Annotated in this window: 12 protein-coding genes; 4 read left to right on the plus strand and 8 right to left on the minus strand. The window is 75.0% G+C overall.

Features of this window, described 5'->3' with window-relative positions; genetic code table 11:
• Positions 1-22: 22 nt before the first annotated feature.
• From HD595_RS35935 to HD595_RS35945, 3 genes are all read right to left on the minus strand, one after another.
• Positions 23-2518: an ATP-binding protein gene (locus HD595_RS35935; protein WP_253776992.1), complete on the minus strand. Its 2496-nt coding sequence runs from the start codon at positions 2516-2518 to the stop codon at positions 23-25.
• Complete coding sequence (locus HD595_RS35940; RefSeq protein WP_253776994.1) at positions 2515-4614, minus strand: ATP-binding protein; 2100 nt, start codon at positions 4612-4614, stop codon at positions 2515-2517. Before HD595_RS35940 ends, HD595_RS35935 begins: the two co-directional genes overlap by 4 nt.
• A 328-nt stretch (positions 4615-4942) precedes the next feature.
• Positions 4943-5821 carry a sigma-70 family RNA polymerase sigma factor gene (locus tag HD595_RS35945; RefSeq protein WP_253776996.1) on the minus strand — a complete coding sequence of 293 codons (879 nt, stop codon included), beginning with the start codon at positions 5819-5821 and terminating at the stop codon, positions 4943-4945.
• A 109-nt stretch (positions 5822-5930) separates the two neighbouring features.
• Here HD595_RS35945 and HD595_RS35950 point away from each other — a divergent pair, with 109 nt between their 5' ends.
• A complete protein-coding gene (locus tag HD595_RS35950) occupies positions 5931-6383 on the plus strand; it encodes a MarR family transcriptional regulator (protein WP_253776998.1) in 453 nt (150 codons plus the stop codon).
• A 94-nt stretch (positions 6384-6477) separates the two neighbouring features.
• On the plus strand, positions 6478-8754 hold the full coding sequence (locus tag HD595_RS35955) for an ATP-binding cassette domain-containing protein (RefSeq protein WP_253776999.1): 2277 nt from the start codon (positions 6478-6480) through the stop codon (positions 8752-8754).
• A 176-nt stretch (positions 8755-8930) separates the two neighbouring features.
• On the opposite strand, the gene HD595_RS35960 is transcribed toward HD595_RS35955, so the two are convergent.
• The gene (locus HD595_RS35960) at positions 8931-10328 is read right to left on the minus strand and encodes an aminotransferase-like domain-containing protein (RefSeq protein ID WP_253777001.1); all 1398 of its coding nucleotides are present in this window, start codon (positions 10326-10328) and stop codon (positions 8931-8933) included.
• 112 nt (positions 10329-10440) lie between these two features.
• On the opposite strand from HD595_RS35960, the gene HD595_RS35965 reads away from it, so the two are divergent.
• Both HD595_RS35965 and HD595_RS35970 read left to right on the plus strand, forming a co-directional pair.
• Entirely contained in the window at positions 10441-11337 is an 897-nt protein-coding gene (locus tag HD595_RS35965) for a branched-chain amino acid transaminase (RefSeq protein ID WP_253777004.1), read from the plus strand.
• A 186-nt stretch (positions 11338-11523) separates the two neighbouring features.
• The gene (locus tag HD595_RS35970; protein ID WP_253777008.1) at positions 11524-13809 is read left to right on the plus strand and encodes a S9 family peptidase; all 2286 of its coding nucleotides are present in this window, start codon (positions 11524-11526) and stop codon (positions 13807-13809) included.
• Between the two features lie 28 nt (positions 13810-13837).
• Here the strand turns inward: HD595_RS35970 and HD595_RS35975 are convergent, their stop codons facing one another.
• The 4 genes from HD595_RS35975 to HD595_RS35990 all read right to left on the minus strand — a co-directional run bounded on the left by HD595_RS35975 (position 13838) and on the right by HD595_RS35990 (position 20136).
• The gene (locus HD595_RS35975; RefSeq protein WP_253777011.1) at positions 13838-17389 is read right to left on the minus strand and encodes an AfsR/SARP family transcriptional regulator; all 3552 of its coding nucleotides are present in this window, start codon (positions 17387-17389) and stop codon (positions 13838-13840) included.
• A gap of 112 nt (positions 17390-17501) precedes the next feature.
• On the minus strand, positions 17502-18230 hold the full coding sequence (locus tag HD595_RS35980) for an amino acid ABC transporter ATP-binding protein (RefSeq protein ID WP_253781424.1): 729 nt from the start codon (positions 18228-18230) through the stop codon (positions 17502-17504).
• Between the two features lie 29 nt (positions 18231-18259).
• Entirely contained in the window at positions 18260-19168 is a 909-nt protein-coding gene (locus HD595_RS35985) for an amino acid ABC transporter permease (RefSeq protein WP_253777013.1), read from the minus strand.
• Positions 19169-19173: 5 nt separating this feature from the next.
• On the minus strand, positions 19174-20136 hold the full coding sequence (locus tag HD595_RS35990; protein WP_253777015.1) for an ABC transporter substrate-binding protein: 963 nt from the start codon (positions 20134-20136) through the stop codon (positions 19174-19176).
• Positions 20137-20142: the final 6 nt, after the last annotated feature.

Consider the following 20142-nt stretch of genomic DNA (forward strand, 5'->3'; position numbering starts at 1 on the left):
AGAACTGAAGGTCAAAGGCGTGTCAGCCGGCTTGACGCGGGCTCCAGGCGCGGATGATCTGCGCGCGCGAGGTGAAGCCGAGCTTGCGCAGGATGTTCTCCACGTGGTTCTCGGCGGTGCGCTGCGCGATCACCAGCTCCTCGGCGATCTGCCGGTTGCTCAGCCCCCGCGCCACCAGCTCGGCGATCTCCCGCTCCCTGCGGGTGAGCAGCGCGGCGACCCCCGGCTCCTGCTCGGCGTCCCCGGCGTCGGGCGCCGGGCTCTCCTCCAGCGCGTACGCCGCGGCGGCGTCCAGCGTGAGCTCCGAGCCGCGCAGGAAGCCCGCGGCGAACCGCTCGTCGCCCAGGTCGCGCCGCAGCCCCTCCTCGCACCGGTCGTGGAAGCGGGCCAGATGGCCGAGGCCCGACAGCGACGTCCCGATCGACCGCCACACCATGTGGGCCGCGCCGAGCAGCTCTGCGGCGCGCGCCCGCCTGCCCTGTCCGGCCAGGATCCAGGCCAGCCCCTCCAGGCACTGGGCGAGCCCGAGGTGGTCGTGGCAGCGCACCTTCACCCGGATCGCGTCGCGCATCATGGAGACGGCCGCCTCCGCGTCGCCCCGCCGCCACCGGTCCAGGGCCACGATCCACAGCCCGTACGACACCGACCACTCGGCCCGCTCGCGCCTGGCGGTCTCCAGGGCCTCCTCGCACAGGCCCGGCGCGCGCGGGTCGTCCATGAACACGGCGGTCATCGCGAGCTGGAGCAGCGTGACCCAGGCGTGCCCCCGGCAGCCCAGCGCCCGGCGCCGCGCCAGCGCCTCCTCCAGCAGGGCGAAGGCGCGCGGGAAGTCGCCCGCCAGCAGCGCCGCGAACCCGGAGATGTGCACCGCCCCCGCGAGCTGGGCCTCGTCGCCGAGCCGCTCCGACAGCGCCCGGCACTCCTCCAGCAGGGGCCGCGCGGCGGCCGCGTCGCCCCGCAGCAGCACGAGCCAGGCGTCCACCCAGAGCGCCTTGGCCCGCGCCGAGCCCGGCGCCGAGGGGGCCGCCAGGGCGCGTTCCAGCCAGTGGTGTCCCTCGCTCGGTGACGTCCAGGACAGCCGGTGGCTCCACATCGCGGCGCCGATCTCCAGCGCGGCCCACGCCTCGCCCGGCTCGCTCAGGCAGAACTCCAGCGCGGCCCGCACGTTCGCCTGCTCCTTGCGCAGCCGGCCCAGCCACTGCATCTGGTTCGCGCCGAACCACTCGTCCTCGGCCCTCGCGGCCAGCTCACGGCACCAGTCGCGGTGGCGCGCCCGCAGCTCCGCCCGCCCGCCCGCCTCGGCCAGCCGCTCCTCGCCGTACTGGCGCAGCGTCTCCAGCATCTCGTACCGGACGCCCCATCCGTCCTCCCCGCGCCGCACGACCGACTTGTCGACCAGCGCGTCCAGGACCTCCGGCACGGCCTCCCGGGGCAGGTCGGCCGAGTGGCACACCTCGGCCGCCGCCTCCGGGTCCCAGCCGCCGGAGAAGACCGACAGCCGCCGCCACAGGGCGCGCTCCTCGGGCGAGCACAGGTCGTAGCTCCAGTCGACCAGCGCGCGCAGCGTCCGCTGGCGCGGCATCGCCACCCGCACGCCCTGCGTGAGCAGCCGGAACCGGTCGTCGATCCGGTCGAGGATCTGCTCGACCGACAGCGCCCGCATCCGCACCGCCGCCAGCTCGATGGCCAGCGGGATCCCGTCGAGCCGCCGGCACAGCCGGGTCACCGCCACGCTGTTGCCCGCGTCGACCGTGAAGCCCGGCACCACGGCCGCCACCCGGTCGGCGAACAGGCTGACCGCCTCCGAGCCCACCTCCAGGGGCAGCTCCCGGCCCGCACCCGCCACCCGGCCGGGCCCCGGGCGGGACGCCGGGTCAGGCCCTGGGCGGGACACGGGGTCAGGCCCCGGGCGGGACGCGGGGTCCGGCTGGGCGGGCACCAGCCCGGCGGCCCCCGAGGCGGACCTTGCCCCCGGCCCCGAGCCCGCCCCGGCCCCCGGCCCGAGTTCAGCCCCGGGCTCGGCCGGCACCGCCAGCGGCGGGACCTCCAGCAGGCTCTCGCCCGGCACGTGCAGCGGCTGCCGGCTGGTCGCGACGATCCGCAGACCGGCCGCGGCGGCGAGCAGCTCGGTCACCAGGGCGGCGCACGCCGGCACCAGGTGCTCGCAGTTGTCGAGCACCAGCAGCATCCGCCTGCCGCGCAGGTGCTCGCGCAGCCCCTCCAGATCGTGCCGGTGGCACCCGATGGTCTGCGCCACCGTCCCCGCGAGCAGCTCCCCGGCCGCCAGGGGCGCGAGGTCGGCCAGCCACACCCCGTGGGGATGGCCGCGCGCCACCTCCGCGGCCAGCCGCAGCGCCAGCCTCGTCTTGCCGACCCCGCCCACCCCGGTCAGCGTCAGCAGCCGACCGGCCGACAGCAGCCGCCTGGCCTCGGCCAGCTCCTGGCGGCGTCCCACGAAGCTGGTCAGCTCGGCCGGCAGGTTCCCCTCGGCCCGGCGCGTCGTGGCCCCCGCGGTCATCTCGGCCGTCCCGTGCCCTCCCGGACCAGCGCGGAGCCGGCCCGGCGCGGGTCCGCGAGCAGCCGCGGGTCGAGGCCCAGCCGGACGCCCTCGCGGAAGGCCGCCTCGTACGCCCGGACGCCGAGCGCCCGGCGGGCCCGCGCCGCGCACTGCTCGTGCCACGGCGCGTGGTACGACAGCCGGTTCGGCGAGGCGTCCACGGCCTGCCAGAGGGCGTGCGCGGCGCCCAGCAGGCCGGCGGCCCGCTCGTGGTCGCCGTGGGCGCCGGCCGCCCACGCCAGCACCTCCACGCACTGCGTCAGGCACCACTTGTCGTCGATGTCGCAGGTGAAGCCGGCCGCCTCGCCCACGAGCGTCTCGGCCCGGCGCAGGTCGCCGAGGTTCCACAGCGCGATGCCGAGCACGAGCTGGGCGTACCCGCGGGTCACGGGCGCCCGGTGCGCCTCGCACAGCTCCAGCATCTCCTCGCCGTACGCCGCCGCCAGCCGCGGGTTCTGGCTCGCGCCGTACGCCGCCGCGTAGTACAGGCTGAACACCACCCCGTCGAGGTCGGCCGCGGACCGGTGCAGGGCCAGCGCCTCCTCCAGCAGGGCGAGCCCGCGCTCGGGCTCGCCGGTGGAGTACGCGGCCACTCCGGAGGTCCGCACGGCGTACGGCAGCACGTCGGCGAGGTCCTCGCGCCGGCTCAGGGCGCGGCACTCCGCCAGCCGGGGCGCCGCCGCGGCGGGGTCGCCCTGGCGCAGCGCCAGCATGCTGTACACCCACAGCGCCGTCGCCCGGCCCCGGCCCGGCGCGGGCACGCGTTCCAGGCCGCGTTCCAGCCAGTACCGGCCCTCGGTCGCCGCCCCGGACAGCAGCCAGAACGACCACAGCTCCGCGGCCATCTCCAGCCCCACGGCGGGCGGCCCCGCCCCGCCCAGGCACAGCTCGATCGCGGCGCGCACGTTGGGCAGCTCCCGGCGCAGCAGCCGGTAGCGTTCGAGCTGCTCGGGGACCGTCTCGTGGATCCGGTTGCGGACCACGAGGTCGTGGTGGCAGGCGATGAAGCGCTCGCGCAGCTCCCGTTCCTCCTCGCCGGTCAGCCGGTCGTAGCCGTAGGCGCGGATGGTGTCGAGCATGCGGTACCTGACGCCGCCCTCGGCCCGCTCGCCGAGCAGGATCGACTTGTCCACCAGCCCGGCGACCAGGTCGAGCACCTCGGCCGGGTCCACCTCGCCGCCGGAGCACACGGTCTCGGCCGTCTCCAGCCCGGCCCCTCCGGGGAACATCGCCAGCCGGGCCCAGAGCCGCTGCTCGCCCGGCGAGCACAGCCGGTAGCTCCACTCCATGGTCGCGCCCAGCGTCCGCTGCCGGGGCGGCAGCGGAGGCGGCGGCGTCCCCGACGTGAGGTCCCCGTCGCCGAGGGGGTCGTCCAGCTCGCTCACCAGCCGCTCCAGCGACACCGCGCGCAGCCGGGCCGCCGCCAGCTCGATCGCCAGGGGCAGCCCGTCGAGGCGCCGCGCCAGCCACGCGACGTCCGCCGCGTTCTCCCGGGTCAGCTCGAAGCCGCGCGACGCGCCGGCCGCGCGGTCGGCGAACAGCCGCACGGCGTCGTGCCGGGCGATGACGTGCGGCGGCAGCCCCGGGTCGGGAACCGGCAGCGACTGCACGGTGAGCACCTGCTCGCCGTACACGCCGAGCCGTTGCCGGCTCGTGGCGAGGACCCGCAGCTTCGGCGCCTCGCGCAGCAGCCGGGACACGAACCGGGCGCACTCCTCCAGCAGGTGCTCGCAGTTGTCGAGCACGAGCAGCATCCGCCGCTCGGCCAGGTGGTCGACCAGCAGCGTCATGGGGTCGGACTCGCCGTCGCGCAGCCCCAGGTCGGTCGCGACGCTGGCCGCCAGCAGCTCGCCGGCCTCCAGCGTGGCCAGCTCGACGACCTCGACGCCGTCGCGGTACGCGCCGCGCAGCGCGTCGGCCACCCGCAGCGCCAGGCGGCTCTTGCCGACGCCGCCCGTGCCGGTCAGCGTGAGCAGCCGCGCCCGCGCCAGCGCCTTGCGGGCCGCGGCCACCTCGTGCCGGCGGCCGACGAACGTGGACTCGCACACCATGGCCATGCCTGCTCCACCGGCCGTGCCCCCGTGGGCGCCTCCTCGCGCCTCTCGACCTGCGGAAACACAGACCGATGTCCCCAGCCTAGGCCCCCGCCGCCGTGGCCGCCCGCCGCCACCCCCTCCGGCGGCGGCCCGGGTCCCCGGAAGGGCCAACGGCCGCCCCGGATCCGGCAAAGGCGGGATTGGACCCGTGGCGGCCCGGCCAGCGACGTGGGGGAGGAATCGATGCCGAAGCCCAGGATCGTGGTGGTCGGGGCCGAGCAGCTCGGCATCGACCCGCCCCAGGACGCGCGGACGACCGCGCCCTGAACGCGGCCCCCTCCCCGCAGGCTCAGCCGATCAGGCCCGCCAGGTCGAGGGCCTCCAGACGCTCGGGGTCGGCGAGGACGTCGATGGCGGTGACGAGGCCGCCGACGATCGTGAAGCTGTGCAGCGACACGGCGCGGCCGTCCACCAGGTTGACGAATCCCGCCGAGCCGTTGACCAGCACGTGCCGACCGGTCTGGCCCGGCCGCCGGTAGATCAGCGCCCCCTTGGCGACGTTCGCAGCGCCCCGCACCTCGGTGACGCCGCCCGGCGCGCCCAGGTCGGCGCGCGCCACGACGTCCGGGTGGAGCACCGCGACCAGCGCCTCGAAGTCCCCGTCGCGCGCCGCCGCCTGGAACGCCTCCACCACCCGCCGCTGGCGCGCCAGGTCGGGGTCGGGCCGCGGCGCGGTGCCCCGCACGCGGCGGCGCGCCCGGCTGGCGAGCTTCCTGGCCGCCGCCGGCGTGCGCTCCACCAGCGGGCCGATCTCCTCGAACGGCACGCCGAACATGTCGTGCAGCACGAACGCCAGCCGCTCGGCCGGCGCCAGCGACTGCAGCACGACCAGCAGCGCCAGCCCCACCGAGTCGGCCACCAGTGCCTCGTGCTCGGGATCGCCGCCGTCGGCGAGGCTCACCACCGGGTCCGGCAGGTGCACGCCCACCCCGTCCTCGCGCCGCGCCTGCCGCGAGCGCAGCATGTCGATGCAGATCCGGCCGACGACCGTGGTCAGCCAGCCGGCCAGGTTGTCCACGCCGTCGGCGCCGGAACGGCTCAGCCGCAGCCACGCCTCCTGGACGGCGTCGTCGGCCTCGCTCAGGGAGCCGAGCATCCGGTAGGCCACCGCCCGCAGGCGCGCGCGGTGCTCCTCGAACCGGCCGGCCAGGAAATCGTGGTCGTTCATCGGTCACATCCTCCACTCACGGATTCGCTCACCGGCATGACGGGTGGGGCGAAGCCGATGTGACCGATGCATCAAATAAGATGCATCTGTTCTGATGTATTGTGGCGGCATGAACGCGGTGGACCTGTTCCTGCTGGGGCGGACGCTCATGAAGATCGGCGAGGAGGCCATGCCGACCGAGGGCATCGGCCCCCAGACGACGAGCGTGCGCACCGTCCTCATCGTCGTGAGCGACGTCCGCGGCCATCCGGAGACCTCGGTCGGCGAGATCGTCGCCCGCACCGGGCTGCCGCAGAGCGCCGTGTCGGCCGCCGTGGCCCGCCTGCGCGAGGCGGGCGCCGTGGTCACCGAGCCCGACGCCCGCGACCGGCGCAGGACCGTGATCAGGCACGCGCCGCGGATCTCCGAGCGCGTCGCCGCGGCGCGCTCGGCGTCCATCGAGGACGCGCTGGCCGCCGCGCTGGGCGGCGCCGACGCCGCCGCGGTCGCCGAGGTCACGGCCCTGCTGGAGGCCCTGGCCGCCCGCCTCGGCCCCGACGCGCTCACCCGCCTCAGGCCGTGACGCGGTTTTGAAGGTCGGCCGCGCGTCCCTCCTGCTGCCGAGGGCTGATCGCGGCCGAAGTCTCAAACGGTGCTTCAATGACACACTTGAAGCCATGCATTCCCCCCTCCTCAGCACGCAGGCCGCCGACAGCCACGACGTCATCCAGGTGCGCGGCGCCCGGGAGAACAACCTGGCGGGTGTCTCGCTCGACATCCCCAAACGGCGTCTGACCGTCTTCACCGGCGTCTCGGGCTCCGGCAAGTCCTCGCTCGTCTTCGACACCATCGCGGCGGAGTCGCGCCGGCTCATCAACGAGACCTACACCGCGTTCGTGCAGAACTTCATGCCCTCCCAGGCCCGGCCGGACGTCGACGCGCTGCGCAACCTCAGCGCGGCGATCATCGTGGACCAGGAGCGGATGGGCGCCAATGTCCGCTCCACCGTCGGCACCGCCACCGACTGCCACACCATGCTGCGGATCATGTTCAGCCGCCTCGGCGTCCCGCACGCCGGGCCGCCCTTCGCCTTCAGCTTCAACCGGGCCGAGGGCATGTGCCCGGCCTGCGAGGGAATCGGCAAGGCGTCCGAGATCGACGTGGACGAGCTGGTGGACCGCGACCTGTCCCTGAACGACGGGGCGATCAAGGTGCCGGGCTTCGCCAAGGACACGTGGTACTGGCAGCTCATGGCGAACTCCGGCCTGTACGACCCCGCAGCCAGGCTGCGCGACTACACCCCCGAGCAGTGGGAGGACTTCCTCCACAAGCCCGCCACCAAGATCAGGATGGGCTCCGGCACGTTCACCTACGAAGGGCTCGTCACCAAGGTCCGGCGGCTCTACCTGGCCAAGGAGCGCGAGTCGATGCAGCCGGCGGCGCGCGCCTTCGCCGACCGGGCGGTCAAGCTCGCCCCGTGCGGCGCCTGCGGCGGCACCCGCCTCAACGAGACGGCCCGCTCCAGCCTCGTCGCCGGCCGCAGCATCACCGACTGCTCGGCCATGCAGATCGACGAGCTCGCCGCGTTCGTCCGCGGGATCGGGGACGCCTCGGTCAAGCCGCTCCTCGACACCCTGCTGGAGACGCTCGACTCGCTCGTCGAGATCGGCCTCGGCTACCTCAGCCTCGACCGGGAGTCCTCCACCCTGTCCGGCGGCGAGTCCCAGCGCGTCAAGATGGTGCGCCACCTCACCTCCAGCCTCAGCGACGTCACCTACGTCTTCGACGAGCCGACCGCCGGGCTGCACCCCCACGACATCCAGCGCATGAACGGCCTGCTGCTGCGGCTGCGCGACAAGGGCAACACGGTGCTCGTCGTCGAGCACAAGCCGGAGACCATCGCCATCGCCGACCACGTGGTGGACCTCGGCCCCGGCGCCGGCACCCAGGGCGGCCGGCTCTGCTACACCGGCGACCTGGCCGGGCTGCGCGCCTCCGGCACCCTCACCGGCCGCTACCTCGACCACCGGGCCAAGATCCGCGAGGACGTCCGCCGTCCCACCGGCCACCTCGCCGTGCGCGGCGCCACCCTGCACAACCTGCGGGACGTCAGCGCCGACATCCCGCTCGGCGTGCTCACGGTCGTGACCGGCGTCGCCGGCTCGGGCAAGAGCTCGCTCATCCACGGGTACGTCGCGGGGCGCGAGGGCGTCGTGGTCGCCGACCAGTCGCCGATCCGCGGGTCGCGCCGCAGCAACCCGGCCACCTACACCGGCCTGCTCGACCCGGTGCGGGCGGCGTTCGCCAAGGCCAACGGGGTGAAGGCGAGCCTGTTCAGCGCCAACTCCGAGGGCGCGTGCCCGGCCTGCAAGGGCATCGGGCTCGTCTACACCGACCTGGCGATGATGGCCGAGGTGGCGTCGGTGTGCGAGGAGTGCGAGGGGCGGCGCTTCACGCCCGAGGTGCTGACGTACCGGCTGCGGGGGCGCACCATCAGCGAGGTGCTGGCCATGCCGGTGGCGGAGGCGCGGGAGTTCTTCGGCTCCGGTCAGGCGCGGGCCGTCCTCGACCGGCTCGCCGCCGTCGGCCTCGGCTACCTCGCGCTCGGCCAGCCGCTCACCACCCTGTCGGGCGGCGAGCGGCAGCGGCTCAAGCTGGCGGTCAACATGGCGCGCAACGGCACGACGTACGTCCTGGACGAGCCCACCACCGGCCTGCACCTCGCCGACGTCGACCAGTTGCTCGGGCTGCTGGACCGGCTGGTGGACGACGGCAACACGGTCATCGTCATCGAGCACCACCAGGCCGTCATGGCGCACGCCGACTGGATCATCGACCTGGGGCCGGGGGCGGGCCACGACGGCGGCCGGGTCGTCTTCGCCGGCACCCCGTCCGAGCTGGTCGCCACGGGTACCTCCCTGACGGCGGAGCACCTGCGGCTCTACGTGTCCTGACCCGAGGCGAGCCCCACCCGCCCCGGGGCTCACCAGAGGGCGGTGGCGACCAGGCCCGCAATGATGAGGACGACGAACGCGTGGCGCGGCCACCTCAGGGAGTACATACGTCAACTCTAAGTTGACGCCCAGCTGTCGTCAACCAATGGTTGACGCAGGGCTTTCGGCTCCAGGCGCTACACGGTGACGCCGATGCGGTCGTCGCCCTCCCCGGAGGCGGAGTGCCGGGCCTGCCAGGCGGCGGCGAGAGCGGTCACCGCCTGATCGAGCAGCTCGGGCGCGAGCGCGAAACTCAGCCGGAGGTGCTCCCGGTGCCGTCCGTCCGGGGAGAACAGCGTCCCGGGCGCGACGGCGACGCCGTACGCCTGGGCCAGGTGGGCGAATCGTTCGGCGTCGGCGCCCGGCACGCGGACCCACAGGGACAGCCCGCCGTCGGGCGTCCGCCAGCGCCATGACGGCAGGTCCCGGCGCAGCGCCCGGCTCAGATGATCGCGCCGCCGGCGGAGCTCCTGCCGCCACTGGTCGCCGGCCGCCTGTTCCAGCAGGACGGCGGCCATGCGCTGGCCGACGACACTGGTGGCCAGGTCGTTCTCCACCTTCAGCTCGGCGAGCCGCGAGAGCAACGGGGCCGGGGCGCTGACCCAGCCGATGCGCAACCCGCCCCACAACGTCTTCGACAGGGACCCGACGGTGATCGTGCCGTCGGGGTGGCCGGTGGCGTAGGGGAGCGGGGCGTCGCCGGTGTGCACCACCTCGGCCAGCGCCCGGTCCTCGACGAGGAGGACGTCGGCCGCCCGGGCGATGCCCGCCAGCTCCGCCACCCGTTGCGCCGGGGTCACCCGGCCGGTGGGGCTGTGCACGCCCATGAGAAAGGCGCACGCGGGGCGATGCCGGTCGACGGCGTCGCGGAAGGCGCCGGGGCTCGGCCCGTCCTCGTCGCACGGCACCGGTACGGGCTGCGCGCCGCACCGCCGGACGACGGCGAGCGCGCCGGGGTACGTCGTCTCCTCGACCAGGACGACGTCCCCCTGCCGGACGGCGCACCGGAGCGCGAGGTCGATGCCGTGCTGCGCCCCGCTCGTGATCATGAAGTTGTCGCCGGCCCGTTCCCGCAGGCCCGCGCGCAGGCGGGGGTCGCCCATGGCGTCGTAGCCGTGCTGGTGGGGCGCGTGCAGCAGCTCGGCGGGGTCGAACGCGGGAAGCCGCAGGAATGACGGATCGGCCACCACCGACTTGGACAGGTCGATGACGAGGGGATCGGCGCGCATCAGGTGGCCGAACCCCCAGCCGCCCTCCTGCGGCCGGTGGTCCACCACGTACGTCCCGCTGCCGGTGCGCCGCTCGCAGAGCCCCGCCAGCACCAGCGACCGGTACGCGGCCGCGACCGTGCCCCGGCTCATCCCCACCGCGGGGGCGAGCTCCCGCTCGGAGGGCAGGCGCGCGCCGGGCGGCAGCGCCCCGGCCTCGGCCAGGTCCCGCACCGCCGCGGCGAGCCGGCGGCCGGGCTGTCCCGTCCCGCGCGCTCGCAGCCTGTCGCGCAGCAGCACCGTGAAGCGCTCCGCCTCTGTCCTCACCCGGTCATTATCCCGGCACCCCCTCGAACCCACGTCTTCCTTCCGATACTGTGCCGTTAATCGTCATAATGGCCCATATTTCAGAAAATACCTGCGCCACTTGGAGGAGCACGTGAACGAAGCCGCGCACATCTGGATGGACGGCGCGCTGGTCCCCTGGGCCGAGGCGCGGGTGCACGTCCTCACCCACGCCCTCCACTACGGCACCGCCGTCCTGGAAGGCACCCGGGCGTACGAGACGGCGCAGGGGCCCGCGGTGTTCCGGCTGGACGACCACCTGACCCGCCTCCACCACAGCGCCCGGATCATCGGGCTGCCGCTGCGGTACACGACGGACGAGCTGCGCGCCGCCACGCTGAAGACCGTGGCGGCCAACGGGCATCCCGCCTGCTACATCCGTCACCTCGCGCACCGGGGCTACGGCGAGATGGGCATCGCGGCCAGGAGCGCCCCGACCGTGGTGTCGATCGCGACGTGGGAGTGGGCCCCGCTGCTGGAGCAGGGGGTGCGCCTCATGACCAGCTCCTGGCGGCGCAACGACCAGGCGGTGGTGCCGACCGCGGCCAAGGCCACGGGCCCGTACCTCAACTCGGTGCTGGCCAAGAGCGAGGCGCTGGACGCCGGATACGACGAGGCGGTGCTGCTCAACGCCGCCGGGTACGTCAGCGAGTGCACGGGCGCCAACCTGTTCGTCGTGCGCGACGGCCGCCTGGCCACGCCGCCGCCCAGCGCGGGCGCGCTGGACGGCATCACCCAGGACACCGTCGAACGGCTCGCCGCCGACCTCGGCGTCCCGGTGGCCAGGCGGGACCTGCTGCGCTCCGACCTCTACACGGCCGACGAGGTGTTCCTGTGCGGCACCGCCGCCGGGATCGTGCACGTCGACTCGGTGGACAACCGCGCGCTGAACGGCCGCGGCCCGGTGACCGCCAAGCTGTCCGACGCCTACGACGACGTCGTCCACGGCCGCGACCCCCGCTACCGCCACTGGCTGACCCCGCTCGGCTGAGGCCCGCCCCGCGCCCCTGATGCCGGCGCGTGGGCGTCTCAGCGATCTGTCAGCGATCGCTCAAGCCTCTGTCATCGCTCTCCGCGAGTCTCAGGACGACCCCGCGATCCCGTGGGGCGTCCTTCGGCGCGACGGGTCCCGACGGACTCCCGCGGCCGGATCCCGCAGGAGAGGAACCCCGCCCATATGACCACGCCCCGCCTCGACGCCTCCGCGTACCGGACCGCCGAGCAGCTGCTCCGCCACAACCGCCGCCGCCTCGTCCGAGGGGGCGAGATCACGCCGCACTGGATCGAGGACGGCGCCCGCTTCTGGTACGCGGCCGACACCCCCGACGGCCGCAGCTTCGTCCTCGTCGATCCGGCCGCCGCGACGCGGGAGCCCGCGTTCGACCACGAGAAGGTGGCGGCGGCGCTCGCGCGGGCGTCCGGGCAGCCGGTGGACGCCCGCACCCTGCCGTTCGCCGACGTCCACCTGGTCACCGGCGCGGGCGGGACGGTGGAGGCGGCCGAGTTCGCCGCCTTCGGCGCCCACTGGCGGTGCGCGGCCTACGGCTCGGCGTGCGAGCGCGTCACCGGCCCTCGTCCCGCCGACCCGCTGGAGGTGCGCTCGCCCGACGGGCGGCTCGCGGTGTTCCGCCGCGGCCACGACCTCTGGCTGCGCTCCCTGGAGGACGGCGCCGAGCGTCCGCTGACCACCGGCGGCGACGCCGACCACGACTACGGCGCGAGCCCCGACTTCTTCATGTACTCCCCGCTCCTGCAGCGTCTGGGACTCCCGCACGCGCCGCCCGCCGCCGCCTGGTCGCCCGACTCCTCCCGGGTGCTCACGCACCGCACCCTCCAGGAGGGCGTACGGCTCACCCATCTGGTCGAAGCGCTGCCGGCGGACGGCGGCGCGCCGCGCCCGGTGACGCTGCGCCAGCCGTACCCCGGGGACGAGCGGCTGCCGATGGCCGAGCTGGTGGTGCTGGACGTGACCACGGGCGCCGTCGTGACGGCGCGGGCGGAGCCGGAGGCGATGCCGACGTTCTCGCCCGTCCTGCTGAGGTGGGCGTGGTGGGCGGAGGACGGCTCGGCCGTCCACTACCTGAGCCGTTCGCGTGACACGCGCACCCTGCGGCTGCGCCGGCTCGACCCGGCCACGGGCGAGGTGACGACCCTGGTGGAGGAGACGGGGGAGACCCGGGTCGAGCCGGCGCAGCGGCTCGACCGGCCGCCGCTGGTGCGCGTCCTGTCCGGGCGTCCGCCGGAGGTGCTGTGGTACTCGCAGCGCGACGGCTGGGGCCACCTGTACCTGTACGACACGCGCACCGGCGAGCCGCCGCGTCAGGTGACGTCGGGGGAGTGGGCGGTCCAGGAGATCCTGCACGTGGACGAGGACCGCCGGGTCGTCACCTTCACCGCCTCCGGGCTCGTCCCCGGCGACCCGTACCGCCGCCAGGTGTGCCGGGCCGGGCTCGACGGCGGCGGCGTGGAGCGGATCACCCGGGACGACCTCGACCACGCGGCCGTCGTGCCGCCCCGCGGCGGGTACGTCGTCGACACCGCCTCCACCACCGGCACCCCGCCGGTGACCAGCCTCCTGGGGCCGGACGGGCAGATGATCATGGAGTTGGGGCGCGCCGACGTCTCGGGTCTCGCCGCGACCGGCTGGAGCGCGCCCGAGCGGTTCCGCGTCAAGGCGGCCGACGGGCGGACCGACGTGTACGGGGTGCTGTACCGGCCGCACGGGTTCGACCCCGGCCGCCGCTACCCGGTGCTCGACCACGTGTACCCGTTCCCGGCCGTGACCCGGGTGAGCCCGTCGTTCGACCCCGGCTGGCACGGCTACGACGCCGAGGCGGTGGCGGCGCTCGGGTTCGTCGTCGTGGCCCTGGACGGGCGCGGGACGCCGGGGCGCGACAAGGAGTTCCACGACGCGTCGTACGGGTGGCTCGACGACGGAGGGCTGGCCGACCACGTCGCCGCGCTCGACCAGCTCGGCGCGACCCGGCCGTGGATGGACCTCGGGCGGGTGGGCGTGTTCGGCATCTCCGCCGGCGGCCAGGCCGCCGTCCGGGCCATGCTCGACCATCCGGACGTCTTCACGGTGGGGGTGGCCGAGGCGGGCCTGCACGACCTCCGGTACGGGGACCCGGGCACGGTGGAGGCGTACCACGGGCCGTACGACGAGGAGAGGTACGCCGCCGCGTCCAACGTGGAGCGCGCCGACCGGCTCCGCGGACGGCTGCTGCTCGTCCACGGCGGCCGGGACACGCAGGTCTCGCCGCACCTGACGCTGCGGCTGGCCGAGCGGCTCATCGCCGCGGGCAAGGACTTCGACCTGCTGATCGTGCCGGGGGCGGAGCACGTGTTCGCGGGGTACGAGCACTACGTCAACCGCCGCACCTGGGACTTCCTGGTACGGCACCTGCTGGGAATGGAACCGCCAGAGGACTACCGCCTCACCCCGGTACCGCCGGGCATGTGACCTGACCACCCGCCGGGTCTCGCCCGCGTCAAGGGCTCAGGGTGGGCGCGACGAGCTCGTCCACCGTCGCGAGCGTCGCGTCCCGGCCGCGCCCCGCGGCCGCGTCGTACTCCTCCTCGCCGAGCAGTCCCCGCGCGGCCGCCTCCACCCGCGCCGCATCGGGCTGCGAGAGGTCCGGCGTGCCCCGAACGGCGCTGCCGGCCGCGAGCAGCAGCGCCGCCTCACGCGGCCGGCCGCGCCGCAGCGCGAGGTCCGCGATGCCCACGAGCAGCAGCCCGACCGCCGGAGCGCTCATGGAACGCGTCGCCCAGGGCAGCGCCGCGGCGCGATGGGCCCTGGCCGCCTCCAGATCCCCGGCCAGCGCGTCGAGGTATCCCAGCGTGTCGAGCACCATCGCCCGGAACCCCCAGTTCAGCGGCATGCCCCGGGCCAGCTCCTCGGCCCGGGCGAGGTGCGCCCGGGCCGCGCCGGGATCCCCGGCCCACCGGGCCAGCTCCGCCCGGGCGTAGGCGACCGCCACCCGGCCCGCGGGCAGCCCCATCCGCTCGGTGTCCCGCTCCGCCTCGTCCATGGCCGCCGCGCAGCCGTCCCGGTCACCGCCCAGCCAGCGGTACTGGGCCAGCCTGAGCCGCAACTGCCACGCGGCCTCGCCCGGCACCACCTCGGTGACGACGGCGATGGCCTCCTCGTGACGACCGGCCGCCGCCGCGAGGTCGCCCCGCCAGGCGGCCAGCCCGCCCAGCGCGGTGAGCGTGGAGGAGACGCCCCACCGCTCGCCGATGTCCCGGAACCCGGCCAGGGCCTCCTCCAGGACGGTCTCCGCCCGGCCGTGGTGGCGGCCGGTCTCGATCCAGGTGAGGGCCTGGTTCATCCGCGCCATCGCCCGCACCCAGGGGTCCTCGTCGGCGAGCAACGGAGCGATCACGTCGTCCCGCGACGCTGCGAGGCCGCCCGCTCCATGCCCGGCGTCGGTGCCGCTCGGACCACGCTCGCCGTCCGCGCCGGGGGAGGCGTCGATCACGCGGCTGAGCGGGCCGATGAGCCGGGCAAGCGGGTGCGGGCACCAGGTCCGCGCGGCGATCTCCTCCGCGGCGCGAATCCACTCCCGGGCCCGCCGCTCGTCGCCGTGCCCGTTGAGCTCGAACAGCGCGGCGACCGCGAACGCCGCCGCCCGCACCCGCTCGTCCCCGCCCGCACTCCCCGGCGCCCCAGGCACCGCCAGCGCCCCCGGCATGGCCACTACCCCCGGCGTGGCCAGCACTCCCGGCATGGTCAGCACATCGGCCGCCAGTCGCGCACCCTCCGCCTTGTACCCGCCGAGCGCCCAGTCGAGGAACCAGCACCAGCCCATCGCCGCCACCAGCCGCACCGCGACCCCGGAGTCGCCCGCCGCGAGGGCGTCGCGCACGGCGGAGTCCACGTTCGCGCGCTCCCGGGCCAGCCGGCGCAGCCACACCGCCTGGCCGGCGCGGCGCAGCTCCGGGTCGGCGGTCTCGGCGAGCGCCGCGAACCAGTCCGCGTGCGCACGGCGCACCCGCTCCACCTCGCCCGCCTCGCGCAGCCGCTCCAGGGCGTACTCCCGGATCGTCTCCAGCATCCCGAACCGGGGCCCCTCGTCGTCGGAGACCACCAGCAGCGACTTGTCGGCCAGCCCGAGCAGCGACCCGAGCACGCCCTCACCCCCGCCCGGGGCATCCGGGCAGGCGGGCCCCACGGGCGCGTCCGCGCAGACGTGCTCGGCCGCCTCCGGGGTGGCGCCGCCGGAGAAGACGGCCAGCCGCCGCAGCAGCGTCCGCTCCTCCTCCGACAGCAGCTCCCAGCTCCAGTCGACGACCGCGCGCAGAGTACGGTGCCGGGGCAGCGCCACCCGGCTGCCCCCGGTGAGCAGCCCGAACCGGTCGCCCAGCCGCTCGGCCAGCCGTTCCGGGGTCATGGCGCGCAGCCGGGCCGCCGCCAGCTCGATGGCCAGCGGCATGCCGTCCAGGGCCCGGCAGATGCGCACCACGGCCGCAGCCGTACGGTCGTTCACCTCGAACCCGGGGTTCGCCGCCCGCGCCCGCTCGCTCAGCAGCCGCACCGCCGGGTACGCCGCCGCCTCGGCCGCCCCCGCGCCCTCCGGCGGGAGGGGGAGGGGCTCCACCGGCCACAGGGCCTCGCCGGTCAGGCCCAGGGGTTCGCGGCTCGTGGCCAGGATCCGCAGGTCCGGACACTCGCCGAGCAGCCGGTCCACGAGCACGGCGACGGCGTCGGCGAGGTGCTCGCAGTTGTCCAGGACCAGCAGCAGGTGGCGGGTGCGCAGCGCCGCCGCGAGCCGGTCGGCCGGATCGGCTTCGGGCGCGGGTCCGGCCCAGGCCTGTTCCCCGATGCGCAGGGCCGCCAGCACCGCCCGCCCGACCTCGGCCTCCTCGCGCACCGGCGCCAGCTCCACCAGCCACACGCCGCCCGGGCTCCGGCCGAGGAACGCGCGCGCCGCCTCCCCGGCCAGCCGCGTCTTGCCGGAACCGCCGGGTCCGACCAGCGTGGTCAGCCGGTGCTCGCCGAGCAGCTCGCCGACCCGCGTCAGGTCGTTCTCCCGCCCGATGAGGCCGGTCAGCGGCGCGCGCAGATTCGTCCGGGCCGCGTCGCCCGGGACCGAACCGCCGCCGTCCCCGGCTCTGCCGCTGGCCGCCTGTCCACCTCCTCCGGCGCCGCCGTCCCTGAGGCTGTCCGCTTCTCGGGAGTCGCCGTGCCTGCCCCCGGTCGCGTCTTCCTCTACCCGGCGCGCGGAGACGCGCCCACCCCGGGGGACGGCGGCGTGGCCGAGATCGTCGCCGCGCAGGATCGCGGTGTGCAGGGCTGACAGCTCAGGTGACGGGTCGGCGCCCAGGGCCTCGGCGAGGGCGCGCCGTACCTGCTCGTGAACAGCGAGCGCCTCCGCCCGTCGCCCGGTCGCGCACAGGGCGCGCATCAGCGTCCCCGCCGGGCGTTCACGCAGCGGGTGCTCGGCCACGAGCGCCGTCAGCTCGACGACCAGCGCGGCCCCGGCAGCCGCCCCGGATCCGGGCTCCCTCCACGCCGCACCGGATCCCAGCGCGCGCAGGTCCGCCTCCAGCCGGTCCTCCAGCACCGACAGTCGCAGCTCCGACAGCCGGGCGATCGGCGCGGTGAAGAAGTCCGCGCCCGCCACGTCCGCCAGCGCCGGCCCCCGCCACAGGGCCAGGGCCTCCCGCAGGAGCCGCGCCCCGCCCACCGGGTCCGCGGCCATCGCCGCCCGCCCGGCAGAGGTCAGGCGCTCGAACCGCAGGACGTCCACGTCGTCCGGCCCGGCGTTCAGGCGGTACCCGGCGGGACGGTACTCGATCGGAGCGGGCACCGGCGGCAGCGCCCGGCGTAGCCGCGACACCAGCGCCTGCGCCGCGTTGAGCGCGCCCGCGGGCGGGCGGTCGCCCCACACCCCGTCCACCAGCCGCGTCACGGGCACCACCCGCCCGGCGTCGAGCGCCAGGACGGTCAGCGCCGCCCGCAGGCGCGCCCCGCCCAGCTCGACGAGGGCCCCGTCGTCCGACCTGACCTCCAAGGGCCCCAGCATCCCGATCCGCACGCCCCGATTCTGCCCGCCGCCGCGCCCTCCCGGTGCGTCCAGGAAGCAGGACGCGGCGGCCTCCCGCCAGGGCATCCACGAGACACGACGCGGCCCGCTCCCGCCGCGGCGCCTACAGCACGCTCGCCAGGAACGCCCGGGTCCGTTCATGCGCGGGATCGGCCAGAACGGCCTCCGGCCGCCCGCTCTCCACGACGACTCCGTCGGCGAAGAACGTCAGCGTGTCACCGACCTCGCGGGCGAACCCGATCTCGTGCGTCACCACGATCATGGTCATCCCGCCGCGCGCCAGCGCCTTCATGACGTCCAGCACCTCGTCCACCAGCTCGGGATCGAGCGCCGAGGTCGGCTCGTCGAACAGCATGAGCGCCGGCTCCATCGCCAGCGCCCGCGCGATGGCCACCCGCTGCTGCTGGCCGCCGGAGAGCTGGTGGGGCCGCTTGTGCGCGTGCGCGGCCAGCCCGACCTGTTCGAGGTGGCGCAGGGCGAGCTCCCGCGCCTCCGCCGGCGGCCGGCCGGCCACGTGGATCGGCGCGCAGGCGACGTTCTCCAGCGCCGTCTGATGGGCGAACAGGTTGAACCGCTGGAACACCATCCCGATGTCGCGGCGGAAGGCGGCGAACCGCTTCGGCGTCCACCGGTGGTACCGGCCGGCGCCCAGCGTGTGGCCCACCTCCTCGCCGAGGACCCGAAGGCTCCCGCCGAGCACGGGTTCGAGCCCGTTGACGCAGCGCAGGAAGGTGGACTTGCCCGAGCCCGACGGGCCGATGACGCAGCTCACCTCGCCCTGCCGCACGGTGAAGTCGACCCCGTTGAGCACCTGGGTGTCGCCGTAGCTCATCCGGACGCCGGAGGCGGCGACGACCGCGCTCACGCGGCCACCTTGGGCAGGAACACCCGGCCGGCCAGGTTCCTGCGGACCAGCCGTACCGCGTCGGAGCCGAACCGGCGTTCCAGCCTGCCCTGCAGGAAGGTGGCGACCGCGGTCATCAGCATGTACCACAGGCTGGCCACGATGAGCAGCTCCATGATCAGGTTGTTGGACTTGTAGATCTGGCTGGCGTTGGTCATGAGGTCGTGCCCGGCCACCACGTACACCAGGGACGTCGTCTTCAGCATCGAGATGAACTCGTTGCCGGTCGGCGGGATGATGATGCGCAGCGCCTGGGGCAGCACGATCACGCGCATCCGCCTGGCCGGGGTCATGCCGAGGGCGTACGCCGCCTCCGTCTGCCCGCGGTCCACCGCCTGGATCCCGGCCCGCACCGTCTCGGCGAAGTAGGCGGCGAGGTTCAGCCCGAGGCCGAGCATGGCCGCGGTGAACCCCGTCATCAGCTCGTTGGTGTCCCACTTCAGCCCGACCGAGGTGAACGGCACCCTCAGCACCAGCACCGGGAAGAGGAACGCCAGGTTGTACCAGAAGATGAGCTGGACCAGCAGCGGCGTGCCGCGGAAGAACCAGATGTAGAGCGTCGCCAGCCACCGCAGCACCGGGTTGTGCGCCAGCCGCATCACCGCGAGCAGCACTCCCAGGGTGAGGCCGATGGCGGTGGCCAGCACCGAGATCTCCAGCGTGACGAGGATGCCCGCCAGGATCTGCCCGTCGAACAGATACCGGCCGACGGCGCTCCAGTCGAGGTTCGGGTTGGTGACGACGAGCAGCACCAGCCAGCCGAAGACGAGGGCCGCGCCGGCGCCCGCCAGCAGGCGGCCCCAGTGGCGCGGCCGCGCGACCGGGATCGGCCTGCCGTCCGGGGTGATGATGGGTTCCGTGCGCACGTCGGCTACTTCCCGCCGTTGACCACGGCCGACGGCACCGCGAGCTTCTCCAGGGACCACGCCTTGAGGATGCCGCCGTACTCGCCGCTCGCGATGAGCGCGTCGAGGGCGCCCCTGACGCACTCGACGAGCTGCTCGTCCTTCGGGTTCATGCCGATGCCCCAGGGGCTCTCGGTGCCGTCGACGGCCAGCGCCTCGACCTTCTGCCCGGGGTCGGCGGCCTTGTACGCCGCCACGACGTAGTCGGTGATGTTGGCCTGGGCGCGCCCGTTCCTGACCTGGAGCAGCGCCTCCTGGTCGCCGGGGAACTTGAGGATGGTGACGCCGGACTTGCCGGCCTTCCCGCAGTCCTTGTCGTACGTCTCGGCCAGCTCCAGGGACGACCCGTTGTCGACCACGGAGACCGTCCTGCCGCACAGGTCGGCCGGTCCCTTGACGCCCGCCGGGTTGCCCGCCTTGAGGATCATGCCGGCGCCGGCGCGGACGTAGTCGACGAACGTGACCTTGGCCTGCCGCTCCGGCGTGTCCGACATCGACGACATGATCATGTCGTAGCGGCCGGTGATGACGCCGGGGATCTGGGCGTTGAAGTCCTCGTCGCTGATCGTCACCTTGACGCCGAGCTTCCTGGCGATGGCGCGGGCCAGGGCGGGGTCCAGGCCGATCGGCGTCTTGCCGTCGGAGGCGAACAGCTCCATCGGCGGGTAGCCGACGGACGTCGTGACCTTGAGGCCCTCCGCCCGCACCGCGTCCGGGACCTTGGCGGCGAGTGCCTGGTCCGGGGTGACGGCGTTGACGATCGCGGCGGCCTTGTCGTCGGCGGGCGCCTGGTCGAGGGTCACGGTGGTGCCGCCCGGCGTCCGCCGCCCGTCCGGTCCGGCCTTGGCGGCCCCGTCGTCGAGCGACTGGGCGCCGCAGGCGGTGGCGGCCAGCAGCAGGGCGCCGAGGGTGATGCTTCGCAGGTTCATGGTTCT

This window comes from Nonomuraea roseoviolacea subsp. carminata (assembly GCF_024172185.1).
GTDB classification, from domain to species: Bacteria; Actinomycetota; Actinomycetes; order Streptosporangiales; family Streptosporangiaceae; genus Nonomuraea; species Nonomuraea roseoviolacea.